Genomic DNA, 26,255 nt, shown 5'->3' with positions numbered 1-26,255 from the left:
TTGGGTCGAGCGGCTCGTTGGTCGAAATTGTCCAGAAACTATTTCGACGACGACGATGGCCGCTTTTATGAGCCTTGGGCCAATGCCGCCGCAGATATGGGTGTGACCAACGGTTGTGGAGTTAAACGGTTCTGTGGGGAGCGTGGAATAACACGGGCCGAAGTGGCAGCCTTTCTTTCTCGCACGCTTCACCTCCGTTAAAGCAACTTGGGCCTTGGCAGTGTCCCAACGTCCCACGACTTACGATTGACACCTCATCCCTTCGTTGTACGTAAACGAGATACATCGTTATGGCAACTTACACGCTATTTTGGCACCCACGGGTGTCATCATTGGCGCCGCAGGCGGACGCGGGATTCGCGCGCAGTTTTCGATACCTATGTAATACATTCATTCTGGCCGCAGAATTGACGGTGGCCCTATGATATAAAGAACGCACGCGGATGGGGGCCCGGGGGTGCTTTCGCGGCATCGCACGTAAAAAAGTCTGTGGCTTTGGCGAAAGCTTGATTATCCATCGGCAATGAGACGTGTGTAATTCCCGTGTAATTAGGCAAAGAAAAGAACGGGAAAACCGAGAATTATTATCATACTGGGACGTCCCGCTGGGTTAGGAAGTTTGCTTAGAAAGAACTACTTAGGCAAACGCCGAACTAATGGGAATCTATGCTTCAACTACTCATAATCCCTTGGTCGTAGGTTCGCTTTCTGCGCTTCCCAGTCCCTGCTTCGCTTGAAAGTCCGGCCCTTCTGTCCCTGGCAGGGCGCTCGCCGGGAAGTTGATCCACTGGATCAACTTCTTGATCCGGCTCACCCTACCCGTCCCACTTCATTAATTCCTATCACTGGAATATTTTCCTATTGCCCCCGTCTTGTCTTCAGCGAATGAGCAACGGACTCGAACCGACGGTTCGCTTTCTGCGCTTCGCAGTCCCTGCTTCGCTTGAAAGTCCAGCCCTTCCGTCCCTGGCAGGGCGCTCGCCGGGAAGTTGATCCGCTGGATCAACTTCTTGATCCGGCTCACCCTACCGGGCCCACTTGACGCTTCCGGGACCAGAACCCGGTGCGCTGAGGAGTGCCTTCGCCACCCTCTTCCCCTAGCCTTTTACATCGCCGTAAGACGAGCGTGGGCGTTAAACGGTACAGAGATCCTGGGCCGCTCGCCTTTGTAGACGCGGACACTGTGCTGCAAATAGCTCGGAAAGAGTATCAACATGCCCGCCTCGGGTTTGATTATAATTTCGGGTGGGAGTATCGCCGGAAAAAAGGACATCATTGACGCATTAATGGGGTGACTGAGTTCAAGCAAACCGCTGTTCCCACCGTCGACGTCATCACCCGGATCGACATAATAGTTACCTGACCATGTCGACAGCGGATGGCAATGGGTCGTATTGTAGTTTCCCTTCCGATTAACTGCGGCCCAGCCGTAAAACTCAAACTCAAACTTGAAATTATCCGGGAGATTCAGCTTCGCTGTCGCGATATCCAGTGCCTTTTGAATATAACCCGACAGGGTATTAATGGCACTACCACCCCACCGAAAGAAATCACCACTGGACTGCCAACCGCCCTGATTGCTCTTGGCCTCCGAAGGTGTGCTTTTTTCCCTCTCCAGAATTAACTCCCTCAGACTGTCATTCAGCGATTCTACGTTAGGCAAGACATATTTTAGTATGGGCGTCGAAAATAGATGTTCCAATTCGGCATCGTTTGCCATATCCGCGATTGGGTTATGTTTACTCTGAGACATGACTCCGGATCTTACTTTGGCTTCTGAAAAACCTCAGCGACTATTGCACCTGTTTCCTATGTCGGTTACAAGACGCGGCTACAGACTCAAGCGAGACATCCTCCAACATCGACGACTGAGCAGGTCAGGCAATACAGAATCATCACGTCGCAGCCCCGGACAAAAAAGTCAGCCCTTAGCGCATCAATCGCCGAGCTGAAATCTGTCCCCGGAGGAGGCGCGGGGATCTGTGGCACCCTTGAGCACCTTCATTTCGGGTTCCAACGGCAATCCTTGCTCCTGCTTCAGGCGGATCTCCTCCACAGTTAACTCAAGAGCGATAAACCGTTCCGGAGATGTAGGGTGTGTCGCGAGATAATTATTAGAATTGCTTGGTATGCTTTCGGGATGCGCTACCGCCATTCGACGCCAGAATCGAGGCGCCTCTTCGATATCACTGTCCGACAATGCGAGCATGTACATGCCAACATAATCGGCTTCCGCCTCGAATCCCTTACTGTAAGCAAGCGCGCCAATATTTGAGAAAAGACCTTGTGTATTAACCCCCGTGAGTACGGCAATGGCTATGTCAAAAAATAGTCCCACCGTGGAATTCACCCGTTTGGCCGTCATGTGATCCATCGTGTTGTGCGCAAGTTCATGGGCAATAACCAAGGATAGCTCCGTGTCATCTTGCGTAAACCGCATCATACCGGCCGTGACAATAATTCTTGTACCATCGGCAAATGCATTAACGCTGTTGTTTTCAACCAGCAGTAATGGATAATCACAGATGAGCACCGGGTTAACTACGAGCGTCTTTTCAATACCATCTCGCCTGATCACTAGCGTGACTGGCGCGCCGACTTGTGTCTGTTCTTGTTGAAAGCCATAGAGTTCCCTAGCTGCACCTTGACCGACGGGCGGCGGTGCACCGTTCATGGACACAATCTCATCGCCCACTTGAAGACCGACCTCGGCCGCGGGTCCGCCTTCGATAACCAACAATGCGCGCATTCTGTCATCCATGTTAAAGACAGACGCCGCTGCCGCCTGTCTTTCCGGTGCGAACTCCTGTTTACTGATGAAAACCGCGCCGATTACCCACAGCGTGTTGTCCCCGCACATGGGCACCGCCCCAGCCAGCACATTCCCGCCCACGCGAAGGAGACGCTCTTGATTTATCATTAATTCTTCAAGCGCGATCTCCTGCTGTTTTTGGGCTTCACGCTCTACCGCTTCCTCATCGATAACCACCCGCTTGGTGGTTGGTGCACACCCAGCAAGGATTAACAAGATCGCGATGATAGATATACGGTGAATTTGATTGGCAACGGTCATGATTTCCCTAGCCTAACGTTGCGGATTGGATATCGTCGTTAAGGATACACGTAAGTATAGAACGATCCCGGGATACACGGGCCCGTAGACACCTAGCGATCCTGCCCGACTACTTATGCCGGTTCGCACGGGACTCGCCTGTGATCTGCGTCGGCGGCTCGTTTGGGCCCTGGACGGGGACAGAGCCAATACGCCAATATCGAAACAACGCCATTAAGTGACTGATTTTTGGCAAATAACAACATGTTGGCTGGAAAATCCTTGGCAACAGTCTCATTCTCGGCGGTTTCCAATCATTAGACAGACGAGACCCTGAGAGATCTTGGGCCCGTGAGCTTGACGCTATTACTACCGCGAATCATGATGTGAGTCAGCACAATCTAAGCGCCCATAAAGCTTTATGCTAATACCATGATGCCAATTACGAATGGCATGCGGCCATTCTCGCCAGTGGTACTGGCACTGGGAATGCCTACCGGGCCTGCATGTTGGACTTCACCCGTGGGCCGGTAATGGAGATTCGAAAGGCGCTGGGTGTATCGGCACAAATAAGATGGGGCAACACGTGCGCAACGTCGATTGACCGAACCTGTGCCTTTACTCACTCAACTAAGCCATCCGGCAAAACAGAAAGGAAGTTCTACATGAGCAAACGGTTATCTACATCAAATGAATTCGCGCGCTTAACGCATTTGATTCGAACGCGCGAGAAGAAAGAAAGGTACACAGCATTCACCTTTGCGGTGCTAGCACTCTTAAGTTTCGCCACTTTAGGCAGCACAGTCCGAGCAAACACATACATCTATCCAGACAAAGGGCAAAGCACCGAACAACAAAATCAGGACAAATGGGAATGCCACCAATGGGCCGTTCAGCAAACGGGCGTTGATCCGGAGAAGATTGCCCAAGAAGCAACTTCACGTGACGCGTACAAGCAACCCGACGGAGGTTACTACGCAGGTGCTGGGTTAAAAGGTGGTGTAGTCGGTGGTGCCCTCGGTGCCCTTGGCGGCGCCATCGCTGGAGTCCCGGGGGAAGGTGCTCTAATTGGTGCAGCGGTCGCCGGCGTAGCAAATGTCGTTCGTGCGCGACATAAAATAAATGAGCAGAATGACTATAACCAAGCTGTCGCCAAACAACACCAGGCGCAGCTTAATCAATATGACCGAGCCTATGCCACCTGTTTAAAGGGCCGTGGTTACACGGTAGGCTAGTAAAACTCCATAAATAGAACATCGAACGCTACTATGCATTGTATGCGGCTTTGCATTATTGCTCGCAGGATGTGCTACTTATTATTAAGGTGACAGACCCCGCATTAGGGATGGCTTACGATACGAAAAAAATCATTAAACACAAGCAAACTGGCGGTGTCACATTTACAGATGCAAACAGCGGTGCTGAGATCACGCTACAATCATCCGAGGTCTTACAAATCAGCAGCAATGAGTACAAGGAAGGGACAACCAAGAACTAATATATTGTCCTAATCTGCAGGCGGTTTAGCCTAAAGCACTTAATATATTAATTACAGATTCCGCATGCTGCGGAACACGATGAACGTCAGATCATCTGGCTTTGATGGATGATCGTGCTCAGGATTCTTCATACGTTGATGGCAAGCATCGGCCAGTGATCGGGCAACCTGGAGCAGGATACCCTTACGCGTCCGTTCGACAATTTCATCGATGTGAAGGTTATCAAAAAGGCCGTCGGTGGCGATAACTACCGTGTCCCTCGGAGCGAGTTCGACGGTTGAACCGATATCTATGTGCATATCGGCCGAACCAATAAAGTTGGAGACCAGGTGCCGATCCTCATGATGCATGGCCTCAGCTTCGTCGAGCAATCCTGCCTGCACAGCATAGCCGACCGGTGAATGCGAGATAGTCTGCAACTTGATCTTCCCTTTCTGGCCTGTCACTAGAATCATCGAATCGCCGACGTGATATGGTCGGAGACTACTGTGCTGCAGTTCAACTGCGGCAAGCGTTGTAGCCGCGCCCGTGGCGAGCGCGCTGACAGCCTGATTCGCCGATTCAATACCGTTTAATATAGCTTCCCTGAGCTCGACGCATTCCTTCTCCGCAGCTCGGATTGCGGATGTCAGAGCGTCGATTGCTAATGCGGACGCTCTAGCACCCTCACGTAATCCACCCGCACCGTCTGCAATAACCAGGACACCGGAACCGTCATCAAACGGGATCAATGCAGCCGCATCTTCATTGGGCGTTTCTTTGGCTGGGGAGCGTGAGGAATAAACAACGGCCTTGCCTCCCCCGATGCGAACGATTTCGCCTTCGGCCATATCCCCTTCGAGAAATACGCTTGCAGCGTCACGATCAGATTGGCTCATGGCTGGTACGCCGTATCGGCTCTCTCAGTTACGATTCCCACTCCATCGTTTCCAGGTACTCACGCAGCTGACCGGCCGTGCGAAATTTCTTCAGGATAAATGAGCGCTTCAGCCCACAACAGATGGCTTTCACCTCGGGTGACTGCTTAGCATAGTGCTTTTGGCCCCCGATTGAATCGTAGAAAATCCTGATCAAATCACAAACATCATCGTGAATGTTTTCGGGCTTTGGTGCGCCCCAGTGGAGCATATCAATCAATTTTATTTCAAAACCGAGGCCGTGACGCCGAACGATGATATTGTCCGTATGAAGGTCTCCATGATACTCACGCTGATTATGAATCATCGCAATTCCGGTTGCGAGGGTGTGTAGAAGGTGCATCCCTTGAAAGGCAGTGAGGCGCTTTCCGGGCTGATGCACTAGAAAAGCTGAGAGAAGTTCGCCTTCCACATAATCAGACACAAGAAATGTTAGCGGCTTTCGATGAAAAACGATCTGCTCCTGCGTGTGATATTGGATCAAAATAGGGCAGTCACGGAGTTTATGGAGCTTGTTTGCGTAGAAGTTAACCGTGCGGTTACGTGGATTCCGCTCTGGGAAAAAAAATTTTGCGGCGCGTTCGATCCCGGTAGCAAGTTCACGCACCTTATAAACCTCACCCTCCCAACCTGTCCCAAGAAGAGATACCACTTCGTATTTCCGGGCGAGGATCCGCCCGGGATATAAGTCAAACGTATCAAGCATCTATTTATCCGTGTGAGATGGTTAAATAACGAGACGTATCTCGATGATCATACCCAAATAGCATCAGTGATTGGTTAAACGGGCCATAATTGCGAGAGGGGCGGTCCAGGTAACTTACCAACCAGTTGCTGGATTTCGCCGCCGCCCACGCCCACCGTAACAAAGGTGCGACCCGTTGCTCGTACCACAAAGTATAAACTAGCACCCCGAGAAAGGCCGGCTGGCTATCAAAACGTTACGATCGGCTCTACCAACGGCGTGGAGATCTGGGTTGAGACCATCTCGTTCAGAGTGAGCCGTACGATTGCGTGTACGGGGAACATGCCCATCTTCGGCTGAGCCCGCACGATAAAGCCTGTCCGCGCAGCTGGCAACCGCGAAACTGCCAGACTGCGGCGTGGCGGGCACTGTGAACCAGCTGTATCTCCCCGAGAGACGCCACGAGACTAACCTCAGAAGCTTAGCAAGGTCTGTCCTCATACGCTGCCGCCAAATATTCGCTACACAGTCATTGAAGTACCCGCCAGAGCCAAATAAATTACTGAATACAGATCCCATTGGATTTTGGTATATTCTGAATCTGGCGCGGGGGGCGCTAACTCTAATGGGCTGAATTTTTCCGGATCGACCCGTCACATTAAGGGAGGTCGAGAATGAAAGCGCTATCCGAGCGCCTGACAAGCATCGACAACGAAACCAAGCCGTTAGCCGAAAAGGATCATTAAGTCCTGTATCATTTTGAATTGCAGCCAATGGTAGAAAATGGAACTAAGACAGAAGACTGATATGGAGCGAGCGTACAGATGCCAATCAACGCAGTTAAACGTTTCCTAAAGCTGGAATCTGCAGGGGGCATCGTACTCATCGGTGCTGCTGTAATCGCGATTGTCGTCGCCAACTCCCCTGCACAGAACCTTTACCATACATTTCTCGATGTTCCAATAGGGATCAGCATCGGAGATTTTGGGTTCTCAAAAACGGTGCTGCTGTGGATCAACGAAGGCCTCATGGCCATTTTCTTTTTACTCATTGGGCTCGAGTTAAAACGCGAAGTGTTGGAGGGGGAGATGTCGAGCCCCTCGCAGATCGCCCTGCCGGGGTTAGCGGCGCTCGGGGGCATGGTCATACCGGCAGCGATCTATATGATTTTCAATTGGGATGATCCCGTTGCAATGAAAGGCTGGGCAATCCCGGCTGCAACAGACATCGCCTTCGCGTTAGCCGTTCTCATGTTGCTCGGTAGCCGAGTGCCTGTCGCCTTGAAGGTGTTTCTGACCGCTGTTGCCGTCTTTGACGATCTGGGTGCGATTATCATCATCGGGCTCTTTTATACGAGTGATCTCTCCGCCATGATGCTCTGGGCAGCGTCAATTCCCTTAGCCATTCTCATTGTGCTCAATATGGCTGGCGTGACGCGTTTAACCCCCTACCTTCTCGGCGGGATCGTCATCTGGATCTGTGTTGTCAAATCGGGCGTGCACGCAACCCTTGCCGGTGTCCTACTTGGCTTATTGATCCCGCTGAAAACCAAGGATATGACGGAGATTTCGCCTCTCAGATATCTAGAGAATTCACTACATCCCTGGGTCGCCTATTGCGTGCTCCCCTTATTCGCATTCGCCAATGCGGGATTTTCCGTGGAAGGGATGAGCGCAGACACCATACTGCAACCTATTCCCCTTGGGATTGTTCTGGGACTCTTTCTTGGCAAACAACTCGGGGTTTTCGGTTTCGCGTGGGCTGCGATTCGATTTGGCTTAGCACGGCTGCCGGATGAGAGCAACTCACTTGCCATTTATGGCATTGCCATTCTCACCGGCATAGGCTTTACCATGAGCTTATTTATCGGCACGTTGGCATTCCCCGACCCACAATATGCCCCCGCTATACGCCTTGCTGTCATGACAGGCTCAGTTTGTTCGGCCATCGTTGGCTATATCATCCTCCTATTCGCTCTGCCGGCACCAACAACCGTTGAAGGCGATACAACACCCGGTACCTAAACGCACTTGAATGATGGGGTGCGCCACGTTTACGTCTTTCTGGAATTGCGGCGGAAAAGGCGTTACGGAATGCGGGCGCGGCCGATCGTATTGGTATCCGTGCCAAACCAAATTGCTCCGGTCGATTTGTCATAGTACATGTGCCGCACCGAACCACCGCCACTTGCGATCTCGGTAACACTAAAAAACGATTCTGTAACGGGGTCAAACCCCACAAATCGATTGGGGCTAGGGCCCGTTTCGACAAACCACAGGCGGTCGCGATCATCGACGGCCATGCCATAGGGACGGGCGTCGTCCCCGCCCGGAACGCGCCACTCCTTGATATCGCTTGTCGCCGGATCAACTCGCCCAAGATAGCCTTGGGCGTAGTCCACATACCAGATCGCCCCGTCTGACGTCGCGGCGAGGCGGCGAGGGCGGGCCGCTCCACGCGGAAGCGCCAGTTCTTCCAGCTCCATCGTCTCGACATCCACGGTGGCTAACTTATTGCTACCGAACTCCGTGATCCACGGACGGTCATCCGGATCAATCACAATACCGTACGGTCGCGCACGGGCTGTGGGGACCGGAATCAAGTCAATATGGCCACTCGAGGGCGTAAGCTTCCCAACATAGTTTCCCCATTGAACCGTAAACCAGATATCACCCCCCTCATCAAACACAAGTGTGTGCGGATCCTTGGCAGCAGGTATGGGCATTGGATATTTCGTGATGTCACCGCCTTCCGGATCCAACTCTCCAATATGGGCATCTCGATTTCCCGCATACCATACACGCCCATTCCCATCCATGACCAAGTTATGCGGGCCCGTACCGGAATCAAGCTCAAATCGTGTGAATGTACCCGTACTGGGATCGAGACGTGCGACATAATCGCCAGCCTGGCCAACAAACCAAACACGGCGCTGACTATCGACGTACGGATCTCGGGGCCGCGTATTCTCCCAGGGAACACGCCATTCCGTGATCTGTACTGACTCCACATCAGCTGCCACAGAATCAGCGATCCAGACTATAGAGAGTGCAACTAGCGTCGCGACGTATCCCATACCATGCTCTCGCATAATCAATCGTGATTCGTTCACCACGATCTATTCAATTGCCAGCGAGGTCCGATTACGCTTCAGAACGCTCTACGCTGGCTGAGTTCAAAATTAGCAGCAGAGACTTGCTGAGGAAGTTAGCCTACTCCTCTGCCTGTAGCTCCGGAGGCAAGGGCAGAATGTTGACATCGTGCCGGTATTCTAAGATCTCGTAGGGAGTCCCCGGCGGTGGCAGCTGGTCGGAAACCTGCCACTGTGCTTGCTCATTTTTCCATTTGTATAAAACGGTGGTATCTGGTTTGCCGAACACAGGGGCATCTTTAAGCGTCTCTTTAGTCTCTTCGAGCCATTGGTCGGCGACCTCAGGATTAAAATAGAGGTAGGTCCCTATCACAGCCGCCAGTATCAGAATGGCAAGGATGAATTTCATCAAAATATAACCGGGGTCACCGCGGCCAACACCCGTCCCACAAATTATTCACGTTGCTCCACACGGCCTGCTACCAGTAGACAGTGACGGTAATCACCCGCTTACTTATTTGCGCTGAATCATCGGCCCCAGCGGACGACCGCCTATTAAGTGCAGATGCAAGTGAAAAACTTCCTGCCCACCATGGGCATTGCAGTTGATAATTATCCGATATCCGTTGTCTGCAATCCCTTCCTCCTCTGCAAGGCGCTTTGCGACCACCAGCATATGGCCCGCAAGTGCCTCGTCATCATCCGTTAGATCATTCACCGTAGGGATCACTTTGTTAGGCACGATTAAAATGTGCACCGGCGCAACCGGGTTAATATCACGAAATGCTGTCACGCGATCATCCTTGTAAACCGTATCAGAGGGGATTTCTCCGCTAACAATCTTCGCAAATAAGGTCGGCATGTTCTTCCCTTTGCGACTCCCCTAAAAATCTTGTAGTTGATCGGTGATGATCCCTTTATCTTCCAACATTACCGGAATGCTTGAATCGACTCGGTAAATTGTAGTCCCCGTTTCTGTAATCAATGCATCTTCAAGGGGCGATTCGAGCGGACTACCGTCAACGTAGCGCACTTGACCCTGTGCGATTTGCTCGTTTAACTGTTGCAACTTCTTCTTCGGAAGTCTCTTGACCGGTACCTTGGTCACCGGACAGCAAAGAATCTCGAGCAGCTTCTTATCGATCGGCATCTATTTTCTCCGTGCAAAAATGCATCTCTGCTAGCAAGTTTCAATTAGGGATTATCTCATGTCATAACGAAAAATTGGCAAAACGCGCTTAGGCTTGGCCCCGCTGATTGGCCCACCATCGCCTAATAAGGCCCGAACTCAAGGTTGCGAGAAAGTAGGTCGTGCCCGCAACAAGTATGATTGTAGCGCCTGCCGGGAGGTCAGTTTCATAGGAAAATGCCAGCCCAGCACAGGTAAACAACGCCCCGAGTGCAATGGCTATGAGCATAATACGCCCTAATGAGGCCACAAATTGCACCGCGATCGCGGCCGGAAGAGTCAGCAGCGCGATTACCAGGATCAATCCTACAACCTGTATGAGCAACACCACCGTAAGCGCCACCATGCACAGCAACAACAGGTAGTAAAATTCGATATGCACACCTCTTAGCCGCGCGAACTCTTCGTCAAAGGAGGCTGCGAGAAACTGCTTGTAGAAAGCAATCACGGTGACTGCAATGACGACGTTCAGACCAGCCATGAGCCACAACTGCTGTGGCGTAATCAACAGGATATTTCCAAAAAGATAGCTCATCAGGTCAACGTTATATCCCGGGGTCCGGGAGATAAACAAGATCCCGATCGCCATCCCTACCGCCCACAATGCGCCTATCAGTGTATCTTCCTGCTGTCGCCACCGTAGTTTGACCCAACCAATGATCAGCGCGGCGACGATGGCGGCGATGAGCGCCCCTCCCAACGGCGCTCTATCGAGAAAATAAGCCACGCCCATACCACCAAACACAGTGTGGGCGATCCCACCAGCCAGGTAGCCGAGCCGTTTTACGACCACATAGGTCCCCATAATTCCACAGCCGATGCTTGCCAAAAGACCCCCGACCAGTGCGTTCTGAAGGAACGTATGGGTTACAAGTGCTTCCAGGAAGCCATTCATTCACGTTCTCCAGATTGCGTTAGTGCACGTGGTCAATCATGCGCACGTGGGAACCATATAGCTGTTCAACGAACTCGCCTGTGAGTGCGGCGGTCTCGTGGCAAACTAACGTTCGGTTAAGACAGGCAACGCGTGTGACATACTCCGAGATGAAGCCGATATCATGAGAAACTACGATGATCGTCATGCGCTCGTTAAGATTTTTAAGCAAGTCAAAGATATCTCCCCCGACACGGAGGTCGATGTTTGCCGTGGGTTCGTCAAGGATTAGAATTTCCGGCTCACAGGCAAGTGCCCGAGCAATCAATACCCGCTGTAGCTGACCACCGGACAAGCTGGCGAGCGTACGAGCTTTGATGTCCAGAATTTCGGTGGCATCCATCGCTCGGTTCGCAACCACCCGGTCATCTGGCCTATAGCCCCCAATCAGACGCGTATTGCCGAGTCTACTCAACAGAACCGTGTCCGCCACTGTGATCGGGAAGTCCCGTGAAAATGCCGCATATTGTGGACAATAACCGATCGCTGCACGCCCATCTGGAGGCGATTTATCCATTACGGAAACCCTACCCGAAAGCGGCACGAGCAGCCCGAGAATGATCTTTAAAAGCGTGGTCTTTCCCCCCGCATTTGGACCCACGAGACCGAGGAATTCACCGCGTTCTACTGCCAAGTCAATATTTTCAAGGATCAGCGGTCCCCCATAGGAAAAGGAAACATCATCGAGTTGAATGACCGATCTCATTGCTGCCTCATGGCATCTGCAAAAGCATTCGCAACAAATCGCATGTTCTTTAGATAATCTTCGGCAAGCGGATCAACTTGAATCACGCGCGCCCCCGTCGCATAGGCAACAGCTTGTGCGGTCGTGTCGCTGAACTGCTCTTGCACGAAGATGACCTCGATGCCGTCGGCACTCGCCTGGTCAATCGCGTTTGCCAAGGATTTGGCACTTGGCTCCTTGCCTTCCCTTTCAATCGCAATCTGTTCAAGGCCGTACGTATCGGCAAAGTAGCCCCAAGAAGGATGAAACACCATAAACTTAGGTTTATCGATATCCGCGAGCACTGCACGAATTTGCCGGTCCAGGGTTTCAAGATCTTCCACCAGCCGGGCGTAATTTGATTCGAATTGCTCACGATGCGCAGGATCCAAATCAACAAGTGCATCCTTAATATGAACCGCCGTTATCTGCGCGAGTGGCGGGCTGGTCCAGAAATGGGGATCCTTTTGCTCCTGAACTTTCGTTCCATTCACGGGCGAGCCATCAATAGAATTGATTGTCCGAAGTGGAATACCTGCACGACAATTCACGATAAGCATGTCCGGGTTAGCGGCCGCGAGCCGATCCATCCAGACATCCTCAAACGGAACGCCGAGTCGAAAATAAACTCGCGCATCAGCCAGACGCACCATCTGCCTTGGTGTCGGCTCATATGTTGCAGGACTCTGGCCCGGGCCGACCATGACGGACACCTGTACGCGTTCCCCGCCGATGCGCTCCACAAAATATTTCTGTGGCAGGACGCTTACAAAGACTGGAATCGGCGCTGATTCATTTGCAACAGCAGACCCTGATGCCGCAAATTGAAACAGCAAGAGATAAAAAAGTGCGATAAGTCGTTTCGCTTTCATCGTTGGTCGTGTCGGTATCCGACGTCCCCAATTCAATCCGATTAACTGCTGCTGCACGCCCAAGCTTCCAATTTCACGTCGATCCATTTGCTGTGTTGCCGCATTCCGAGCAGAGGCCCTTGACCTCGATTGTTTCGGAGTCAACTTGAAACCCAAGCGTCCCAGCCTTTGCCGCAAGCAGGCTGGTAATTTCGGCGTCGTCCATTTCGGCGACGGAACCGCACTCACGACAAATAAGAAACTGCCCGAGATGGGGGCTCGTTGGTTCCCCGCAGCCAATGAAGGCTTTCAGGGATTCGATCCGGTGTACGAGCCCTTCTTTCTGCAAAAAGTCCAACGCCCGGTATACGGTAGGCGGCGCAGCACCCCTGTGCTCATCTCGCAGCTTCTCGAGCACATCGTAAGCCTTCACAGGCTCGTGCCGGCCCCATATCAATTCCAGCACCCGCCGGCGGAGCTTGGTAAGGCGCAATCCCCGTTGGGCACACCTGAACTCGGCAGCAGACACGGCCCGATCAACGCACTTATCGTGCTGGTGGCCACGCTTTTTAAATGGCATGAGAACGCGCTTCATGGAGTCGATCCCTCAAAACCGGTTTGTAAAAATAATGTAATGTTATAACATTACGATTTGGGGTCAAGGTATGGTGTGGTGATAAGGATCAAGCCCGGATACCGAGTGAAGGCGTATCCTGATGGCTAGGCGCATTAAACACCGGAGATGCCGGTATTTTGCGGGTACGGCCTTGCAGCTGGCCTTAACCCGTCTATTCGCCCACTTTGCAACGCTCGCCCATGCCATTAATCACTCACTTCAAGCGTTCGAATCGCCATGTCTTGTCTGCCTCGTGGCAGACAATCTGGGAAACCCTTTAGTCCCAGTTAACCCCGTCCAGAAGACCTTGCCAACATAATCCCCATCGGCCCGTCTCCTGACAATTCAAGGCGATCTGTGAGGGTCCTCGAATTCCGCACGTGACCGAACAGGACAATACTGCGCCACTTGAAACTTCAACGCCTGGTTACACGATGCTCAATGCTGACGTGAGCGTCGATATCGAACCGGGGAGGTCTGAGTTTGAACTACTTGTACACGGGACCAACTTGTTGAACGAAGATGCGCGCAGGGCAACGTCTTTGTTTAAGAATGTGGCTCCTCTACCTGGTAGATCCATTACCGTCGGGTTGAGATTCGCCTTCTAGATTCATTTCGCCTCTTCGAAGGGAGCTCCCTTAGAACCTCTTGGGTTCTGCACGGTCTTCCCTAGTCATCCAAAGATGACCAAATCGTAGGGGTTCGAGATGGCATAAACCCTGGCTGTCCAACGACACTTGCGGCCACTCAGATTTAGCGCTAGCTTTGAGTTAATCAACATAGATCTAATTCTGATGTACTTCCGATTGCACTTCTCCACCTATGAAGAGACTCTATAGTTCACACAATAATCTGTTCACGGATTATCTGAAGCAGCTGTTGGAGGATCAGGGGATCTCCTGTTTAGTCAAGAACGAACTGCTTAGCGGTGCGGCGGGCGAGCTTCCACCGACCGAGTGCTGGCCAGAGCTTTGGATCATTGATGATGCCCAATACCAACGGGCTCAAGAAATTGTGGCGAGTGCTCTTTCAACCGATCCATCGGGACACTCAGACTGGACATGTCCAAAATGCGGCGAAGCACTGGAGGCGCAATTTACGGCCTGTTGGAATTGTGGAACGAGCCGTCCAAGCGAGGCCGGATCATCGCAGGTCTAAAACATGTATCTATTTGCCCGTCGCAAGGTCGTTTCTGCCATAGCCGCATAGCCACGATACCCGCCGCTAGTTGATGCGCCAAAGGCGCACAAGCTTCACAACTGCAATCTAAGATCTATACTTCTATACGTAGTTCGCTATTCGTTGCGAGAAAAACTATCAGGTTGAATCACGGGCCAGCTGCTTCGTGCCGTTATCCGAACGGTAGGAATATGAAAATCTCGCCTCAGAAGTTTAGCTCCGCTGTCGCCGCATTCAAACGAGGCGACTATGCGAGTGCGCTGAATGCTTTCAGGACTTTGGGGAAGGAGGGAGATACGACGGCACAATATAACCTTGGTGTTGCGTACCACGAAGGCCTGGGTATCCAGAAAGATGATGCCGAGGCCGTTAAATGGTATCGAATGGCGGCTGAGCGAGGCCATCCGCGGGCTCAGAACAATCTTGGCGCCGCATATTCTAAAGGTGAAGGCGTGATGCACGATCCTGTAGAAGCGGTGAAATGGTACCGTAAGGCAGCAGCGCAAGGTTTTACACGGGCACAGAATAATTTAGGCGAAGCTTATAGCAGGGGCGAAGGTGTAACTCGTAACTACACCCTGGCCGTAAATTGGTTTCGCAGAGCAGCGAAGGAGAGATTTACCGAGCCCCAACGTCATCTTGGGTACATGTATCAGACTGGCCGAGGAGTGCCTAAGGATCTCGCCAAGTCGTTTGCTTGGTATAACGTTGCAGCCAAGGGTGGTAACGACTTAGCTCAGCAAAACCGTGACATCCTGGCAAAAAAAATGAGCCTTGCTGAGCTTGAAAAAGGTAAAAAATTCGCGAGGGAGCTATCCGCGAAATACCGAAAAAAGTAGCAAAATCGTTTCTTCTCTTTAAAGCGGACCGGAAATTCCAAATTCCACTGAAATAGCGGCGCTCGGGTGGGCGAGCCCATCTGTCTTATGGCTTGATTATGAGACGGGAACTGAATAAAACTGGCCTCAAAGTACGTGCGATCGGGCTCGGCGCAATGCCGTTGTCCCTGGAAGGGCGTCCCGATGAGGCACAAGCATATAATGTCATCGAAGCATTCATTGAATGCGGTGGCGACTTTATCGATACCGCAAACGTGTACTGCCTCGACTCTAGCGATATTGGCCATAATGAGCGGTTAATAAATAAAATACTCGCCCAGTTGGGCAGACGTGACGAAGTATTAATCGCCACTAAAGGCGGGCTAACACGTCCCAATGGCTCATGGGAGGTCGACGCGAGGCCAGAGGAACTGCGAGCTGCATGTGAAAAAAGCCTTTTGGACCTCAACACCGATGTTATCGCACTCTACCAACTGCACGCCCCGGATCCAAACGTAAAGCTCACTGATTCCATTGGAGAGTTGATCCGCCTCAAGGAAGAGGGGAAGATTCTGCATATTGGATTATCGAACGTAGGACCCGATGAACTCGAACTCGCGCTACGTGAGACGCCGATCGCTTCGGTTCAGAATCGTTGCCAGCCGTTTAAAAAGCGGGACTTCAATAATGGATTAGTGCGTATGTGTGAGGACAGGGGAATAGCCTACATCCCTCACAGCCCGGTAGGAGGCCATTTCGGTCATACGCGATTACCGAACCATCCGATCTTTCAGCAGCTAGCCAGAAAATATGAAGCCTCACCCTATTGCATCGCCCTTGCCTGGTTACTCCATAAGGGTGAACACATCATTCCCATCCCGGGAGCCAGCAAGGTTTCGAGCGTTAAAGACAGCGCGAAGGCGGTAGATATCAAACTAGAACAAACCGACGTTGCTGAAATCGACGGCATACCTGACGGATAAGAATGACTCGCTTCCACCAAACCCTCCCTGAGTCGAAGGCCTTGAATCACATGAGAACCGCTTTAGGGGAGGTCTCACATGCCAGCCTTTGTTAAGGTGGCTAAAACAACCGACATTCATCCGGGTGGGGGCACGCTCGTCGAAGTTGGTGACAAGCAGATCGCCCTTTTCAACATTGACGGTTCATTTTATGCGATCGACGACACGTGTTCGCATCAGGGAGGCCCGCTTTCAGAAGGCGATCTGGATGGTACAAAGATTATGTGTCCTTGGCACGGAGCCGCCTTTGATGTCACCACGGGTGACACGCTAGGTCCACCGGCAAGGACCAACGTGACGACCTACAAGGTCCGTGTCAAGGGATCAGACATTGAGGTCGAAGTATAAAGATCACCTCGCCCGGATCAGTCGCGTTTGATTGGCCTGGTTACTACGCTAGGTGTGCAGGTGAATCATATGACGCCTACCGGTTCCATGAAGGAGGCCACCTGACAGAGAGCTAACTGAGCTTGTCAATCACTTGTGGCCGACCTATCCCATATCCCTGGGCATAATCAACACCGATGATTCGCAGTTTCTGGAGTATGGAATCGTTCTCGACAAATTCAGCGATTGTCTTCTTACCCATGACATGACCAATCTCATTAATCGAACTCACCATCGCAAAGTCGATCGGGTCCTCTACAATGTTCCTCACGAACGCACCATCGATTTTCAGGAAGTCAACGGGAAGGTTTCTAAGGTACCCAAATGAGGATAAGCCGCCACCGAAATCGTCCAGAGCAAACCAGCAGCCATGCTCCTTCAGCGCTTTGATGAACCGCGTGGCACTCGAAAGATTTGCGATCGCAGCCGTCTCGGCGACCTCAAAGCCAATCTTCTCGGGCGGGATGCTTTGCTTCGTTAGCTGCTGAATGATGAAATCGACAAAGTCTTCCTCCACAAGCGCATAACTGGATAGATTGATGGAGCAAAGATATAACCGCTCCAAATGTTCGGCATGACCATTTAGCCACTTAAAGGCTGTTCGGATAACCCAGCGATCGAGTTTAGTGGACAAATTGTAGCGTTCAGCAGCCGGTAGAAAGGCGCCCGGTGGTGCAATTCTACCGTCTTCGTCCTCCATCCGGATCTGGAGTTCATAGTGTTCCCCCGTGGCGTTGATTTCTGCGACCGGCACAATAGGCTGAAACACGAGGTGAAACCGGTCCTCTTCCAACGCCTGGTTAATCCGAGGCACCCATTGTAGCTCGCCACGCTTTCGCGCCCGCTCCGTATCAGCCTCCTGGTAGACATGTATTCGATTTCGACCAGCTTCCTTGGCTGCAAATAACGCAGCATCGGCCATAGCTAATATATGGGTGATACTCTCGCTGGTATCGTTGATCGGCACTAAGCCGATACTCATACCGATGCTGAGACTTTTATCCTCCCAACCAAACCGAAAATCCCGAATTACCTTCTGCAACGCTTTAGCCAGGCGACGCGCTTGAACCACGGAACAGTGCTCCAACAACACGCCAAACTCATCTCCCCCCAAACGTGCCAGGGTGTCCCGGCTCCTCACGGTTCCCCTAAGAACTTCGCCAAGTTGTCGAAGCAACTCGTCTCCTGCAAGATGACCACAGGTATCGTTGATGACTTTAAACCGGTCAAGATCAAGATACAGGAGAGCATGTTCAGTTTTACCCGTGTGGGTGCCGTGTAACACACGTTTTAGCCGCCGTTCAAACTCCCGGCGATTCACAAGCCCCGTTAACACATCATGACTCGCTTGATACGAGAGCTCCTCGGACAGCTGATGGGCCTCTGTCACATCCTCGCATGCAATGAGAATGACCATCTGACCAGTCTCGTCTCTCCTTGGCCGAATCGCCTCTCGAACCCAGAGTACGCTGCCGTCCTTGTGCACCACCCGCGTTTCCCGACGACGTAACCGATCTGGTTCCCCGATCACCTTCTCAAGAACTTGTTTCGTCGCTTTTCTGTCCTGCTCGTGGATTAATTCAAAGATCGAACTCCCCATCAGTTCATCGACACTATAACCAAGCTGTTCGGCGCCATGACGGTTGATTGATAGCACGATTCCGTCGGGATCAACCGTAAAATACATGCCTGGGTTTTCATCATAGAGCGCACGATATTTCTTTTCACTCGCTCTTAATTCCAACTCAGCCTGCCTGCTTTCGGTTACATCGTTCCCGATCAGCAAGAAACCAATAAGGCCTTCATTGTCGTCCCATATTCCTGATACCTTCGTATTAACAATCCGTGTACCCGCGCTGTTCTTTGGCTCGAGTATCACGTGAAAGTCCTTCTTCTGCGTACTTATCCATTCCAATATCTGCTTTTCGAGCGAACATAGACGATTTCTTATGTCCTCTTTGCTGCGACCGAAAACGCTCTCAGCCGCCTCATTCAGATATTGAACGTTGAATTGAAGATCTGTCGCCGCTACAGGGGCCTTGCCGGCCGATGCAAGCAGGCTGTTGCGGATGACCTGTTCGTTCAAGGTCAATTTGGTTGAGGACATTCGCTCCTCCCTCAGAGTTTCAAATCATATGTGTCGATTCTCACTCCTCCCCGCCGGATGCTATATCCCGTATCATTCGAATCCCGCGGCTACCATCCCACCTGATCCTCGCGAGCAAATGCTCGCGGCTTCGTACGTGCTATGTACTGACCTTATTGGGCGACTAGATAAGCTTGCTTCGGAAAAACCGCTTCTAGTGAAACAGTCTATGCTCCGTCGAGATCGCCTTTGTCTGTTTGCACACGGATTTGATCGAGTAATTGAAAAACCTTAGCAAATCCGAATGCGAGGATTGCAACAATGAGCGAGAGAAAAAAGGCTCCTAGAAAGAATCCGCTACTGATCTCGCCTCTTGCATAAATAGAGGCCACGAGCGAAACGATAGAGCACACCGTGAATAAAATACCCAGTATGACCAAGCCAACGTTAAGACGTAATGTCATTGTATTCACGCTTGGCACCTTTAGATTTAAGCGCCCTCCGAGAAAATATCTGAAGTAAGCCCCTTAATTATAGGAAATCCCTACGTAAAATCCAGAATCGACAATTCGTGAATTATGTCACAATATTCATCACTCATGTGTGACTTAAATCTCAAAAACCGAAGGTTAGCATCAACAATATCTGTCTCCGCGTTGCGAGCCGATCGAATGGCGGATAAGCAACGTCGCATAATATACTGAGTACACCCTGTTGATCTTTAAAGGTGAGCTCTTGGCAGAAGATCGCAACACTCCAGAGGTGCATGTTGATCAAATTCTAGACGTGAAGGGGCTTGACTGTCCCCTCCCCATACTGCGCGCCAAGGTTGTGCTACTTCAGATCCGCCCGGGGGAAGTGCTGAAAATTCTAGCGACAGATCCGCATGCCGTTGTAGATTTCCGAGCCTTTTGTGCGCAGACCGGTCACGAGCTCATACGTATCACTGAATCAGACGGTGTGTTTGAATTTATGATCCGAAAAGCCGAGGACCCCGTTTAGCATCGACTGTTGAATTAATGCAGCGACAGTTCATCGTAACTCAGTCACAAATTGGTACAACACAAAAAGAACCGGGGCGGCAAAACCAGCTATTGGTGCCCATGATGAAACTAGAAATACTCCAACCGGAGGTGGCTCGCGCTGCTTGATCCGCCACAGCGCTAAGTTGATTAGCGCAAAGACAACCAAGATCAAGAAACTTGTCGCCTTGGCGAGGGTCTCAATCGGCAGCCAAAGTGCCATAATCAAGATTGCAGCTGAAATCGGTGCGGTCGCAATCAGAGGGGTACGCGTAACGGTATGTATCCGGCCAAGGACCTCGGGCAGCCAACCTTGGCGGCTAAGCCCATGACACACGCGTGAACACATGATGATTTGGATCAGGGCGCCATTGGTAACTGCTAACGAACTGATAACGCTGATCAAGACGGGATCACCGCCCGTTGCGCTGGTAAACCAAGGCGAGAGGGGCATCGGAGCGCGCGAGTTCGCCCGGGGGCACGACGAGCACACACGCAAAGCCTACAGCGAAATACAAGATAGTTGACACACCCAATACCAGTAAGATGGCGCGTGGCATATTGCGAACGGGATCGCGGACCTCTGCGGCTACATTGACCATGTCTTCGAACCCGATAAACGCGTAAAAAGCGAGAAAGGCGCCTACGAATATCCCTTGTCAGATAGCTGGATCCATTGGCGGCGCCCATTCCCGGCGGCGCGCTGGCAATTCTGATAAGCTCGGACTCGCGACGCCAATAACGAGAAGTAGGCCAACAATCTCCAACAACGTAATGATTGCTGCGGCGCGTACCGATTCAACAATTCCCCAAGCCGCCAGACCGCCCAAGCCGGTAACCAGCACAACCATGACCAAGAAACCGGGAACGTCCACAAGCACCTGAAAGTATCCTACAAAGCCTCGTACAATGGTCGCAGCGGAGACGATCCCTCCGGAAATGATAAGTATCCCCACGAGCATGGATAGAGAAGGAATCGCAAAAGCGCCGTGCAGATACCACCGCTTCGCCGGCGCTAAGCGGATAACGGGAAGACAGTTCTGCGTACGAGAGCGCAGTAAGCGCGGCCAGCAAAGATGCGCCAAGAAAAAATAGCGGCACCAACATCCCTGCATAGCCAGCTACCTTACCGACCAACACATAGCTGCCAGCCCCAAGAATGTTACCGAGACCGTAATATGTAATCAGAAGAAGTGACAGGCTACGCTTTAGAGTTACTGGTCTATCCGTCATAGGGGCTTTTGACCACGATTGTTATCATTATACGTAGTGCAGTTTGCTCGTTCGCTTTGTTCCCTACGCTATATACGGTACTTTACAAGGCATGGTTAAAAGAGTGAAACGCCCACGCATCGGATTATTTGTCACTTGTTTAGTCGACCTGTTTCGCCCGACCGTTGGCTTCGCCTCAGTCAAATTACTCGAAGAAGCAAACTGCATAGTTGAAGTTCCCAAGTTCCAAACGTGTTGCGGTCAACCCGCATACAACAGTGGTGACAGTGCGACCTGCAAAGCTATCGCCCAAAAGGTTATCGATGCATTTCTGCAATATGACTATCTCGTTGCCCCTTCCGGCTCCTGTATCGGAATGATAAAGGTCCATTATCCGTATCTATTTAGAGACGACCCCGAATGGTACGCCAGAGCGAGCCAGCTTTCTGAAAAAAGCTTTGAGATTCTGAGCTTTCTCCATGATGTGCTGAAGTTTCAGCCCACAAACGCGCATTATGACGGTGTCGCTACTTACCACGATAGCTGCGCTGGACTGCGTGAGCTATGCATAAAAAAACAGCCAAGAAAGCTACTTGCAGGAGTTCGAGGGCTCTTCCTTCGTGAAGTGCGAGAGCCTGATGTCTGCTGCGGATTTGGCGGGACATTCTGCGTCAAGTATCCCGACATATCTGAACGCATAGTCACTGATAAAGTGAAAGACATCCAGGCAACCGGTGCGGATACCCTGTTATCGGGTGATATGGGCTGCCTCCTTAATATTGCCGGGCGCTTAAGCCGACTCAATGTGCCCATTCGATGTTTTCACACGGTCGAGATGCTCGCTGGCATGACCGATGAAAACGCCATAAGTGAAAGTCGGTAAAGATGCAGCCAGAAACCCGATCATTCAAAATAAATGCGCGACGTGCCCTGGCTGATGGCAACCTGCAGCGCGCCCTCGCTCGCGCTAAAAGTGGCTTTATTGACAAGCGTCATGCTGCAGTTTCTGCATTACCGGAGTTCGACAGGCTCAGGGATCAAGCCAAGGAAATCAAAGATCATACGCTTGCTCATCTCGACTTTTATCTTGAGCGCTTTGAAGCTCAGGTTCAGGCGAATGGCGGTTACGTGCATTGGGCACGTACTGCCAAGGAGGCTTGTGAGGCGATCATAGGGATTTGCCAACGCGGGGGCGCGAAAATGGTCACCAAAGGGAAGTCCATGACGGCTGAGGAGATCGGGCTCAATGAAGCATTAATCAAAGCAGACATCGAGCCGGTAGAGACCGATCTCGGAGAGTATGTGCTGCAACTGGCGAATGAACCTCCCAGTCACATCATTGCTCCCGCCGTACATAAGACACGCGAGCAAATTGCCGAATTATTCCAGGCGCATCACGATCAAGGCGGCGATATAGACAAGCACTGTGGCGTTCCTGAGCTAGTTGCAGAAGCCCGTCGTGTGCTCAGGAAAAAATTTCTCACAGCCGATGCCGGCATCACGGGCGCCAACTTTCTCATTGCTGAAACGGGTTCTAGCGTCATCGTCACCAACGAGGGGAACGGTGATTTAACCTGTACGCTCCCTCGTGTTCACATTGTGACAGCCGGCATTGAAAAGCTTGTCCCGACCCTTGAAGACACTGCTGTTTTTCTACGTGTACTTGGCAGGAGTGCGACGGGTCAGGAAATGACTGCCTATACAACGTTCACTACGGGCCCAAGGCGGACGCACGATCTCGACGGCCCCGATGAATACCACGTCGTGCTGATCGACAACGGTCGTACCGAGATGTTGGCAAACGAATTTAGAGAGATGCTTCGATGTATACGCTGCGGTGCTTGTTTGAATCACTGTCCTGTGTACGGGACCATTGGTGGACACGCATACGGATGGGTGTACCCGGGACCAATGGGCGCCATACTGACACCCGCACTGATCGGCCTGGAACAATCCGGTGACCTGCCGAACGCATGCACATTGAATGGCCGTTGTGACGCCGTGTGTCCCGTCAAGATCCCGCTAACCCGTATGCTGCGATCACTGCGGGAGCGTCAGTTCACGCTCTCACTTACCACGAGAACAACCCGCTATGCGTTGTCCGGCTGGGCCTTTTTCGCCAAGAGACCTCGCCTCTACCAAATGCTGGCGCGTCTCGCAATGTTCACACTGGGCAAACTCGGGAAGCGTAAAGGTCGCTTTCGACGACTGCCATTCGCCGGATCCTGGACGCGGAGCCGCGACTTTCCGGCACCGCAGGGTTCAACTTTCCAAAGCCTCTGGCACAAGGCGGGCAAATGAGATGACTAACCCACGTGAGGCGCTTTTCAGCCGGATTCGCAACGCCCTGCAGCGCGGAGAGCTATCTATGACTGAAAAGGAAGCGCTCGATGAGCGCATGCGAAGGCCAGCGATACACAGTCAGCCCAAGTGGGAATCGCCCAACTTGGACAGATTCGTCGATCGCCTAGTCGCTGCTGAAGCGACCGTGGCATCAATAGACCGGGTACATACGCTGCCAGAAACGATCGCTCAGTATATGCAGCGGCATAAACTTCCGTCCGAGCTTATCATGGCGGATGATGCCGAGTTAAGACAATTATCCTGGAAAGGCATCACAACTTATTGCGGACTAAACGACGGCCGACACCCTGTCAGCTTGACACCAGCCTATTGCGGAATTGCAGAAACCGGCACTTTAGTTCTTCTCTCCTCGGCAAGCTCCCCTACGACGCTCAACTTTCTGTCTGATCACCACATTGTTCTATTACCCAAGCAACACATAGTCAGATACATTGAAGATGTTTGGAAAAGATTACGAAACGAACCGCAGGCGCTCCCGCGTACAGTCAATTTCATCACAGGGCCATCGCGTACAGCAGACATTGAGCAAACGATACAACTGGGTGCCCACGGGCCAAGATATCTTCACGTTATCCTACTAAACGACGGGATATAATCGGTTCAGTACCGACCGCGGCCACTTAGTAAGAGAGCATCATGCAGCGCATCAAACTCAAGCTCGGTTCGGTGGAATTGGAGGTTGAACTCTTCGATACACCCACTGCGAAGGCCATGTACAATCAAGCACCCTTCCGCAGCTTAGCCCGGACGTGGGGCGAGGAGGTTTACTTTTCAGCACCGCTGGAGGTATCAAAAGAACCCGATGCAAGGGATGTGGTGGAACCGGGCGAGATTGCTTACTGGGTAGAAGGCCAATGTATCGCCATCGGTTATGGGAGAACCCCCATATCCCAAGGTGACGAAATTCGACTTGCTGCAAAAACAAACATCTGGGCCAAGGCGCTGGGCGATGTCAAACAGTTAAAGACCATTAAAGAGGGTGATCCGATCCAAGTCGAAAAAGTGTAAATAAATCGGGAAATCGTCCTTTGCGTCTTGCCCCCCGTTGTCTACATAACCGGGGCCACGTTAGAATCTGCAGCGTAATCTGACACCGAACTCCCTCGAAAGGCGTCTGGGTCCGGCGAGTGCCGCGGTTCGAGTACGTACGCCACTTAGCCGTTCAGCTCGAGGGTCTAGCAATGGCGCGTAGGAAGCCCAATGCTCGGAACGAATCGATCTGCTGATCACAAGCGTCAGGCTGAAACAGCAGGATTCAGAAGCCGGTTCTCGTCCCATACGGGCCGTGCAGTCATCGGGACGGCCCTCTTTCTCTCCACCGTGCTCTTGCCACCGGTCTGGGGCGAAGAACCTGCATCGACACCGGAGGCGGAGTTTAACGAGCCATGGGCGGGGGATTTCGACGGCATGGCAGAGCGGCACCGCATCCGCGCCCACGTCGCCTTCAGCAAGACCTTCTATTTCTTGGACGCCGGCCACCAACGCGGCCTCACTTACGAGCTCCTCAAGGCGTTCGAGAAAGACATCAACGCCAGGCTGAAGAAGAAGACCCTACGGGTGGAGCTCGTGGTCATCCCGACCCCCCGCGAGCAGTTGATACCGGGGCTTATTGAAGGCCGCGGGGATATCGCCGCCAGCAATCTCACGATCACACCAGAGCGTCAGACGCTGGTGGATTTCTCCGATCCGTTCCGGACCGGGGTGAACGAGATCGTCGTCACCAGTCCGAAGGGCCCCGCACTCGCCACCATTGAGGATCTCGCCGGCAAGCAGATCCACGTGCGGAAATCGAGCAGCTACTACCAGAGCCTGCAGGAGCTGAACGAGAGGTTCAAGAAAGCGGGCAAACCGGAAATCGATATTGTGCTCGCTGATGAGCTTCTTGAGGATGAAGATCTGCTGGAAATGGTCAACGCCAGCCTCTTTCCCGCGATCGTGATCGACAGTTACAAGGGGGAGTTCTGGGCGCAGATTTTTGACAACATCAAACTCCACCCAGAGATTACGGTACGGACCGGAGGCCAGATTGGGTGGGCGTTCCGCAAGGATAGCTCGAAACTTCAGGAAGTGATCAACGCGTTCGTGAAGAAAAATAAAAAGGGTAGCCTGCTCGGCAACATGCTTTTCAAGCGTTATCTTAAGAACACCAAGTACGTTAGAAACGCCCTGGCAAATAACGAGCGCGAAAAATTCAACGCGATGATCGCGTTGTTCCAAGCGTACTCCGAAAAGTACGGATTCGACTGGTTAATCATTGGGGCGCTAGCGTATCAGGAATCGGGTCTCGACCAAAGCAAGCGCAGCCATGCTGGTGCCATTGGCGTCATGCAGATGCTGCCGTCGACGGCAAAAGATCCCAACGTCAATATTCCCAACATTGAAGAGTTGGAGCCCAACATTCATGCAGGGGTCAAGTACTTGCACTTTTTAAATGATCGGTACTTCCAGGATGAATCGATAGATGAGCTGGATCAATGGCTCTTTACCTTCGCAGCGTATAACGCCGGGCCGGCAAAAGTCGCAAGGCTGCGGAAGGAGGCGCCGAAGATGAGACTAGACCCCAACCGGTGGTTTCGAAATGTGAAGATCGTAGCTGCCAAGCGTATC

Annotated in this window: 32 protein-coding genes; 14 read left to right on the top strand and 18 right to left on the bottom strand. The window is 52.0% G+C overall.

Annotation, left to right across the window (positions count from 1 at the left end):
- On the top strand, positions 1–201 hold a 201-nt coding region (locus O6944_08425; GenBank protein ID MCZ6719157.1), incomplete at its 5' end, for a hypothetical protein.
- A gap of 478 nt (positions 202–679) precedes the next feature.
- Here the strand turns inward: O6944_08425 and O6944_08420 are convergent.
- The 3 genes from O6944_08420 to O6944_08410 form a co-directional block, all read right to left on the bottom strand.
- On the bottom strand, positions 680–814 hold the full coding sequence (locus tag O6944_08420) for a hypothetical protein (protein MCZ6719156.1): 135 nt from the start codon (positions 812–814) through the stop codon (positions 680–682).
- Positions 815–1,105: 291 nt separating this feature from the next.
- Positions 1,106–1,753 carry a TIGR02466 family protein gene (locus O6944_08415; GenBank protein MCZ6719155.1) on the bottom strand — a complete coding sequence of 216 codons (648 nt, stop codon included), beginning with the start codon at positions 1,751–1,753 and terminating at the stop codon, positions 1,106–1,108.
- Positions 1,754–1,936: 183 nt separating this feature from the next.
- Positions 1,937–3,073: a M48 family metallopeptidase gene (locus O6944_08410; protein ID MCZ6719154.1), complete on the bottom strand. Its 1,137-nt coding sequence runs from the start codon at positions 3,071–3,073 to the stop codon at positions 1,937–1,939.
- A 644-nt stretch (positions 3,074–3,717) separates the two neighbouring features.
- Here O6944_08410 and O6944_08405 point away from each other — a divergent pair.
- On the top strand, positions 3,718–4,287 hold the full coding sequence (locus O6944_08405) for a hypothetical protein (protein ID MCZ6719153.1): 570 nt from the start codon (positions 3,718–3,720) through the stop codon (positions 4,285–4,287).
- 110 nt (positions 4,288–4,397) lie between these two features.
- Positions 4,398–4,550 (top strand): hypothetical protein, encoded by a 153-nt coding sequence (locus tag O6944_08400; protein ID MCZ6719152.1) that lies wholly within the window; start codon positions 4,398–4,400, stop codon positions 4,548–4,550.
- A gap of 51 nt (positions 4,551–4,601) precedes the next feature.
- On the opposite strand, the gene O6944_08395 is transcribed toward O6944_08400, so the two are convergent.
- Positions 4,602–5,429, bottom strand: coding sequence for a protein phosphatase 2C domain-containing protein (locus tag O6944_08395; protein MCZ6719151.1), 828 nt, complete (start codon positions 5,427–5,429; stop codon positions 4,602–4,604).
- Positions 5,430–5,457: 28 nt separating this feature from the next.
- On the bottom strand, positions 5,458–6,174 hold the full coding sequence (locus O6944_08390; protein ID MCZ6719150.1) for a protein kinase: 717 nt from the start codon (positions 6,172–6,174) through the stop codon (positions 5,458–5,460).
- A gap of 803 nt (positions 6,175–6,977) precedes the next feature.
- Here O6944_08390 and nhaA point away from each other — a divergent pair.
- Positions 6,978–8,177, top strand: coding sequence for a Na+/H+ antiporter NhaA (gene nhaA / locus O6944_08385; GenBank protein ID MCZ6719149.1), 1,200 nt, complete (start codon positions 6,978–6,980; stop codon positions 8,175–8,177).
- A gap of 62 nt (positions 8,178–8,239) precedes the next feature.
- Here nhaA and O6944_08380 read toward each other — a convergent pair whose 3' ends face one another.
- The 8 genes from O6944_08380 to O6944_08345 form a co-directional block, all read right to left on the bottom strand.
- Complete coding sequence (locus O6944_08380) at positions 8,240–9,265, bottom strand: lyase (GenBank protein MCZ6719148.1); 1,026 nt, start codon at positions 9,263–9,265, stop codon at positions 8,240–8,242.
- 100 nt (positions 9,266–9,365) lie between these two features.
- Complete coding sequence (locus O6944_08375; protein ID MCZ6719147.1) at positions 9,366–9,653, bottom strand: hypothetical protein; 288 nt, start codon at positions 9,651–9,653, stop codon at positions 9,366–9,368.
- 105 nt (positions 9,654–9,758) lie between these two features.
- Positions 9,759–10,106 carry a histidine triad nucleotide-binding protein gene (locus O6944_08370; protein MCZ6719146.1) on the bottom strand — a complete coding sequence of 116 codons (348 nt, stop codon included), beginning with the start codon at positions 10,104–10,106 and terminating at the stop codon, positions 9,759–9,761.
- A 21-nt stretch (positions 10,107–10,127) separates the two neighbouring features.
- Positions 10,128–10,394, bottom strand: a complete 267-nt coding sequence (locus O6944_08365; protein MCZ6719145.1) for a Trm112 family protein — start codon at positions 10,392–10,394, stop codon at positions 10,128–10,130.
- 88 nt (positions 10,395–10,482) lie between these two features.
- Positions 10,483–11,328, bottom strand: coding sequence for a metal ABC transporter permease (locus O6944_08360; protein MCZ6719144.1), 846 nt, complete (start codon positions 11,326–11,328; stop codon positions 10,483–10,485).
- Positions 11,329–11,347: 19 nt separating this feature from the next.
- The gene (locus O6944_08355; protein ID MCZ6719143.1) at positions 11,348–12,073 is read right to left on the bottom strand and encodes an ABC transporter ATP-binding protein; all 726 of its coding nucleotides are present in this window, start codon (positions 12,071–12,073) and stop codon (positions 11,348–11,350) included.
- Positions 12,070–13,050 carry a zinc ABC transporter substrate-binding protein gene (locus O6944_08350; protein MCZ6719142.1) on the bottom strand — a complete coding sequence of 327 codons (981 nt, stop codon included), beginning with the start codon at positions 13,048–13,050 and terminating at the stop codon, positions 12,070–12,072. Before O6944_08350 ends, O6944_08355 begins: the two co-directional genes overlap by 4 nt.
- Complete coding sequence (locus O6944_08345; GenBank protein ID MCZ6719141.1) at positions 13,037–13,537, bottom strand: Fur family transcriptional regulator; 501 nt, start codon at positions 13,535–13,537, stop codon at positions 13,037–13,039. The genes O6944_08350 and O6944_08345 overlap by 14 nt, the downstream gene beginning before the upstream one ends.
- Positions 13,538–14,380: 843 nt before the next feature.
- Here O6944_08345 and O6944_08340 point away from each other — a divergent pair.
- From O6944_08340 to O6944_08325, 4 genes are all read left to right on the top strand, one after another.
- A complete protein-coding gene (locus O6944_08340) occupies positions 14,381–14,716 on the top strand; it encodes a DUF2007 domain-containing protein (GenBank protein ID MCZ6719140.1) in 336 nt (111 codons plus the stop codon).
- Between the two features lie 212 nt (positions 14,717–14,928).
- Positions 14,929–15,576, top strand: a complete 648-nt coding sequence (locus tag O6944_08335; protein MCZ6719139.1) for a tetratricopeptide repeat protein — start codon at positions 14,929–14,931, stop codon at positions 15,574–15,576.
- A gap of 98 nt (positions 15,577–15,674) precedes the next feature.
- Positions 15,675–16,538 carry an aldo/keto reductase gene (locus tag O6944_08330; protein MCZ6719138.1) on the top strand — a complete coding sequence of 288 codons (864 nt, stop codon included), beginning with the start codon at positions 15,675–15,677 and terminating at the stop codon, positions 16,536–16,538.
- Between the two features lie 78 nt (positions 16,539–16,616).
- Positions 16,617–16,925: a non-heme iron oxygenase ferredoxin subunit gene (locus O6944_08325; protein MCZ6719137.1), complete on the top strand. Its 309-nt coding sequence runs from the start codon at positions 16,617–16,619 to the stop codon at positions 16,923–16,925.
- Positions 16,926–17,037: 112 nt separating this feature from the next.
- Here O6944_08325 and O6944_08320 read toward each other — a convergent pair whose 3' ends face one another.
- Both O6944_08320 and O6944_08315 read right to left on the bottom strand, forming a co-directional pair.
- Entirely contained in the window at positions 17,038–19,071 is a 2,034-nt protein-coding gene (locus O6944_08320) for an EAL domain-containing protein (protein MCZ6719136.1), read from the bottom strand.
- Positions 19,072–19,277: 206 nt separating this feature from the next.
- On the bottom strand, positions 19,278–19,523 hold the full coding sequence (locus O6944_08315; GenBank protein MCZ6719135.1) for a hypothetical protein: 246 nt from the start codon (positions 19,521–19,523) through the stop codon (positions 19,278–19,280).
- 262 nt (positions 19,524–19,785) lie between these two features.
- On the opposite strand from O6944_08315, the gene O6944_08310 reads away from it, so the two are divergent.
- Positions 19,786–20,052: a sulfurtransferase TusA family protein gene (locus O6944_08310; GenBank protein ID MCZ6719134.1), complete on the top strand. Its 267-nt coding sequence runs from the start codon at positions 19,786–19,788 to the stop codon at positions 20,050–20,052.
- Positions 20,053–20,082: 30 nt separating this feature from the next.
- Here the strand turns inward: O6944_08310 and O6944_08305 are convergent, their stop codons facing one another.
- Genes O6944_08305 through O6944_08295 form a run of 3 tightly spaced genes read right to left on the bottom strand, consistent with a single transcriptional unit; the run spans position 20,083 to position 21,034 of the window.
- Complete coding sequence (locus O6944_08305; GenBank protein MCZ6719133.1) at positions 20,083–20,478, bottom strand: amino acid permease; 396 nt, start codon at positions 20,476–20,478, stop codon at positions 20,083–20,085.
- Between the two features lie 7 nt (positions 20,479–20,485).
- Positions 20,486–20,725, bottom strand: coding sequence for an amino acid permease (locus O6944_08300; protein ID MCZ6719132.1), 240 nt, complete (start codon positions 20,723–20,725; stop codon positions 20,486–20,488).
- 6 nt (positions 20,726–20,731) lie between these two features.
- Complete coding sequence (locus O6944_08295) at positions 20,732–21,034, bottom strand: hypothetical protein (GenBank protein MCZ6719131.1); 303 nt, start codon at positions 21,032–21,034, stop codon at positions 20,732–20,734.
- Positions 21,035–21,396: 362 nt separating this feature from the next.
- Here O6944_08295 and O6944_08290 point away from each other — a divergent pair, with 362 nt between their 5' ends.
- The 5 genes from O6944_08290 to O6944_08270 all read left to right on the top strand — a co-directional run.
- On the top strand, positions 21,397–22,167 hold the full coding sequence (locus O6944_08290; GenBank protein ID MCZ6719130.1) for a (Fe-S)-binding protein: 771 nt from the start codon (positions 21,397–21,399) through the stop codon (positions 22,165–22,167).
- Between the two features lie 2 nt (positions 22,168–22,169).
- The gene (locus O6944_08285; protein MCZ6719129.1) at positions 22,170–23,585 is read left to right on the top strand and encodes a LutB/LldF family L-lactate oxidation iron-sulfur protein; all 1,416 of its coding nucleotides are present in this window, start codon (positions 22,170–22,172) and stop codon (positions 23,583–23,585) included.
- Between the two features lies 1 nt (position 23,586).
- Complete coding sequence (locus tag O6944_08280; protein MCZ6719128.1) at positions 23,587–24,243, top strand: lactate utilization protein; 657 nt, start codon at positions 23,587–23,589, stop codon at positions 24,241–24,243.
- A 41-nt stretch (positions 24,244–24,284) separates the two neighbouring features.
- Entirely contained in the window at positions 24,285–24,656 is a 372-nt protein-coding gene (locus tag O6944_08275) for a cyclophilin-like fold protein (protein MCZ6719127.1), read from the top strand.
- Positions 24,657–24,848: 192 nt separating this feature from the next.
- The coding region (locus O6944_08270; GenBank protein ID MCZ6719126.1) for a lytic transglycosylase F at positions 24,849–26,255 on the top strand (1,407 nt) is incomplete at its 3' end.

Source organism: Gammaproteobacteria bacterium (assembly GCA_027296625.1).
Classification (GTDB): Bacteria; Pseudomonadota; Gammaproteobacteria; order JAKEHO01; family JAKEHO01; genus JAKEHO01.
Note: the sequence above shows the minus strand (reverse complement) of the source record. Positions and strands in the feature narration are given on the sequence as shown.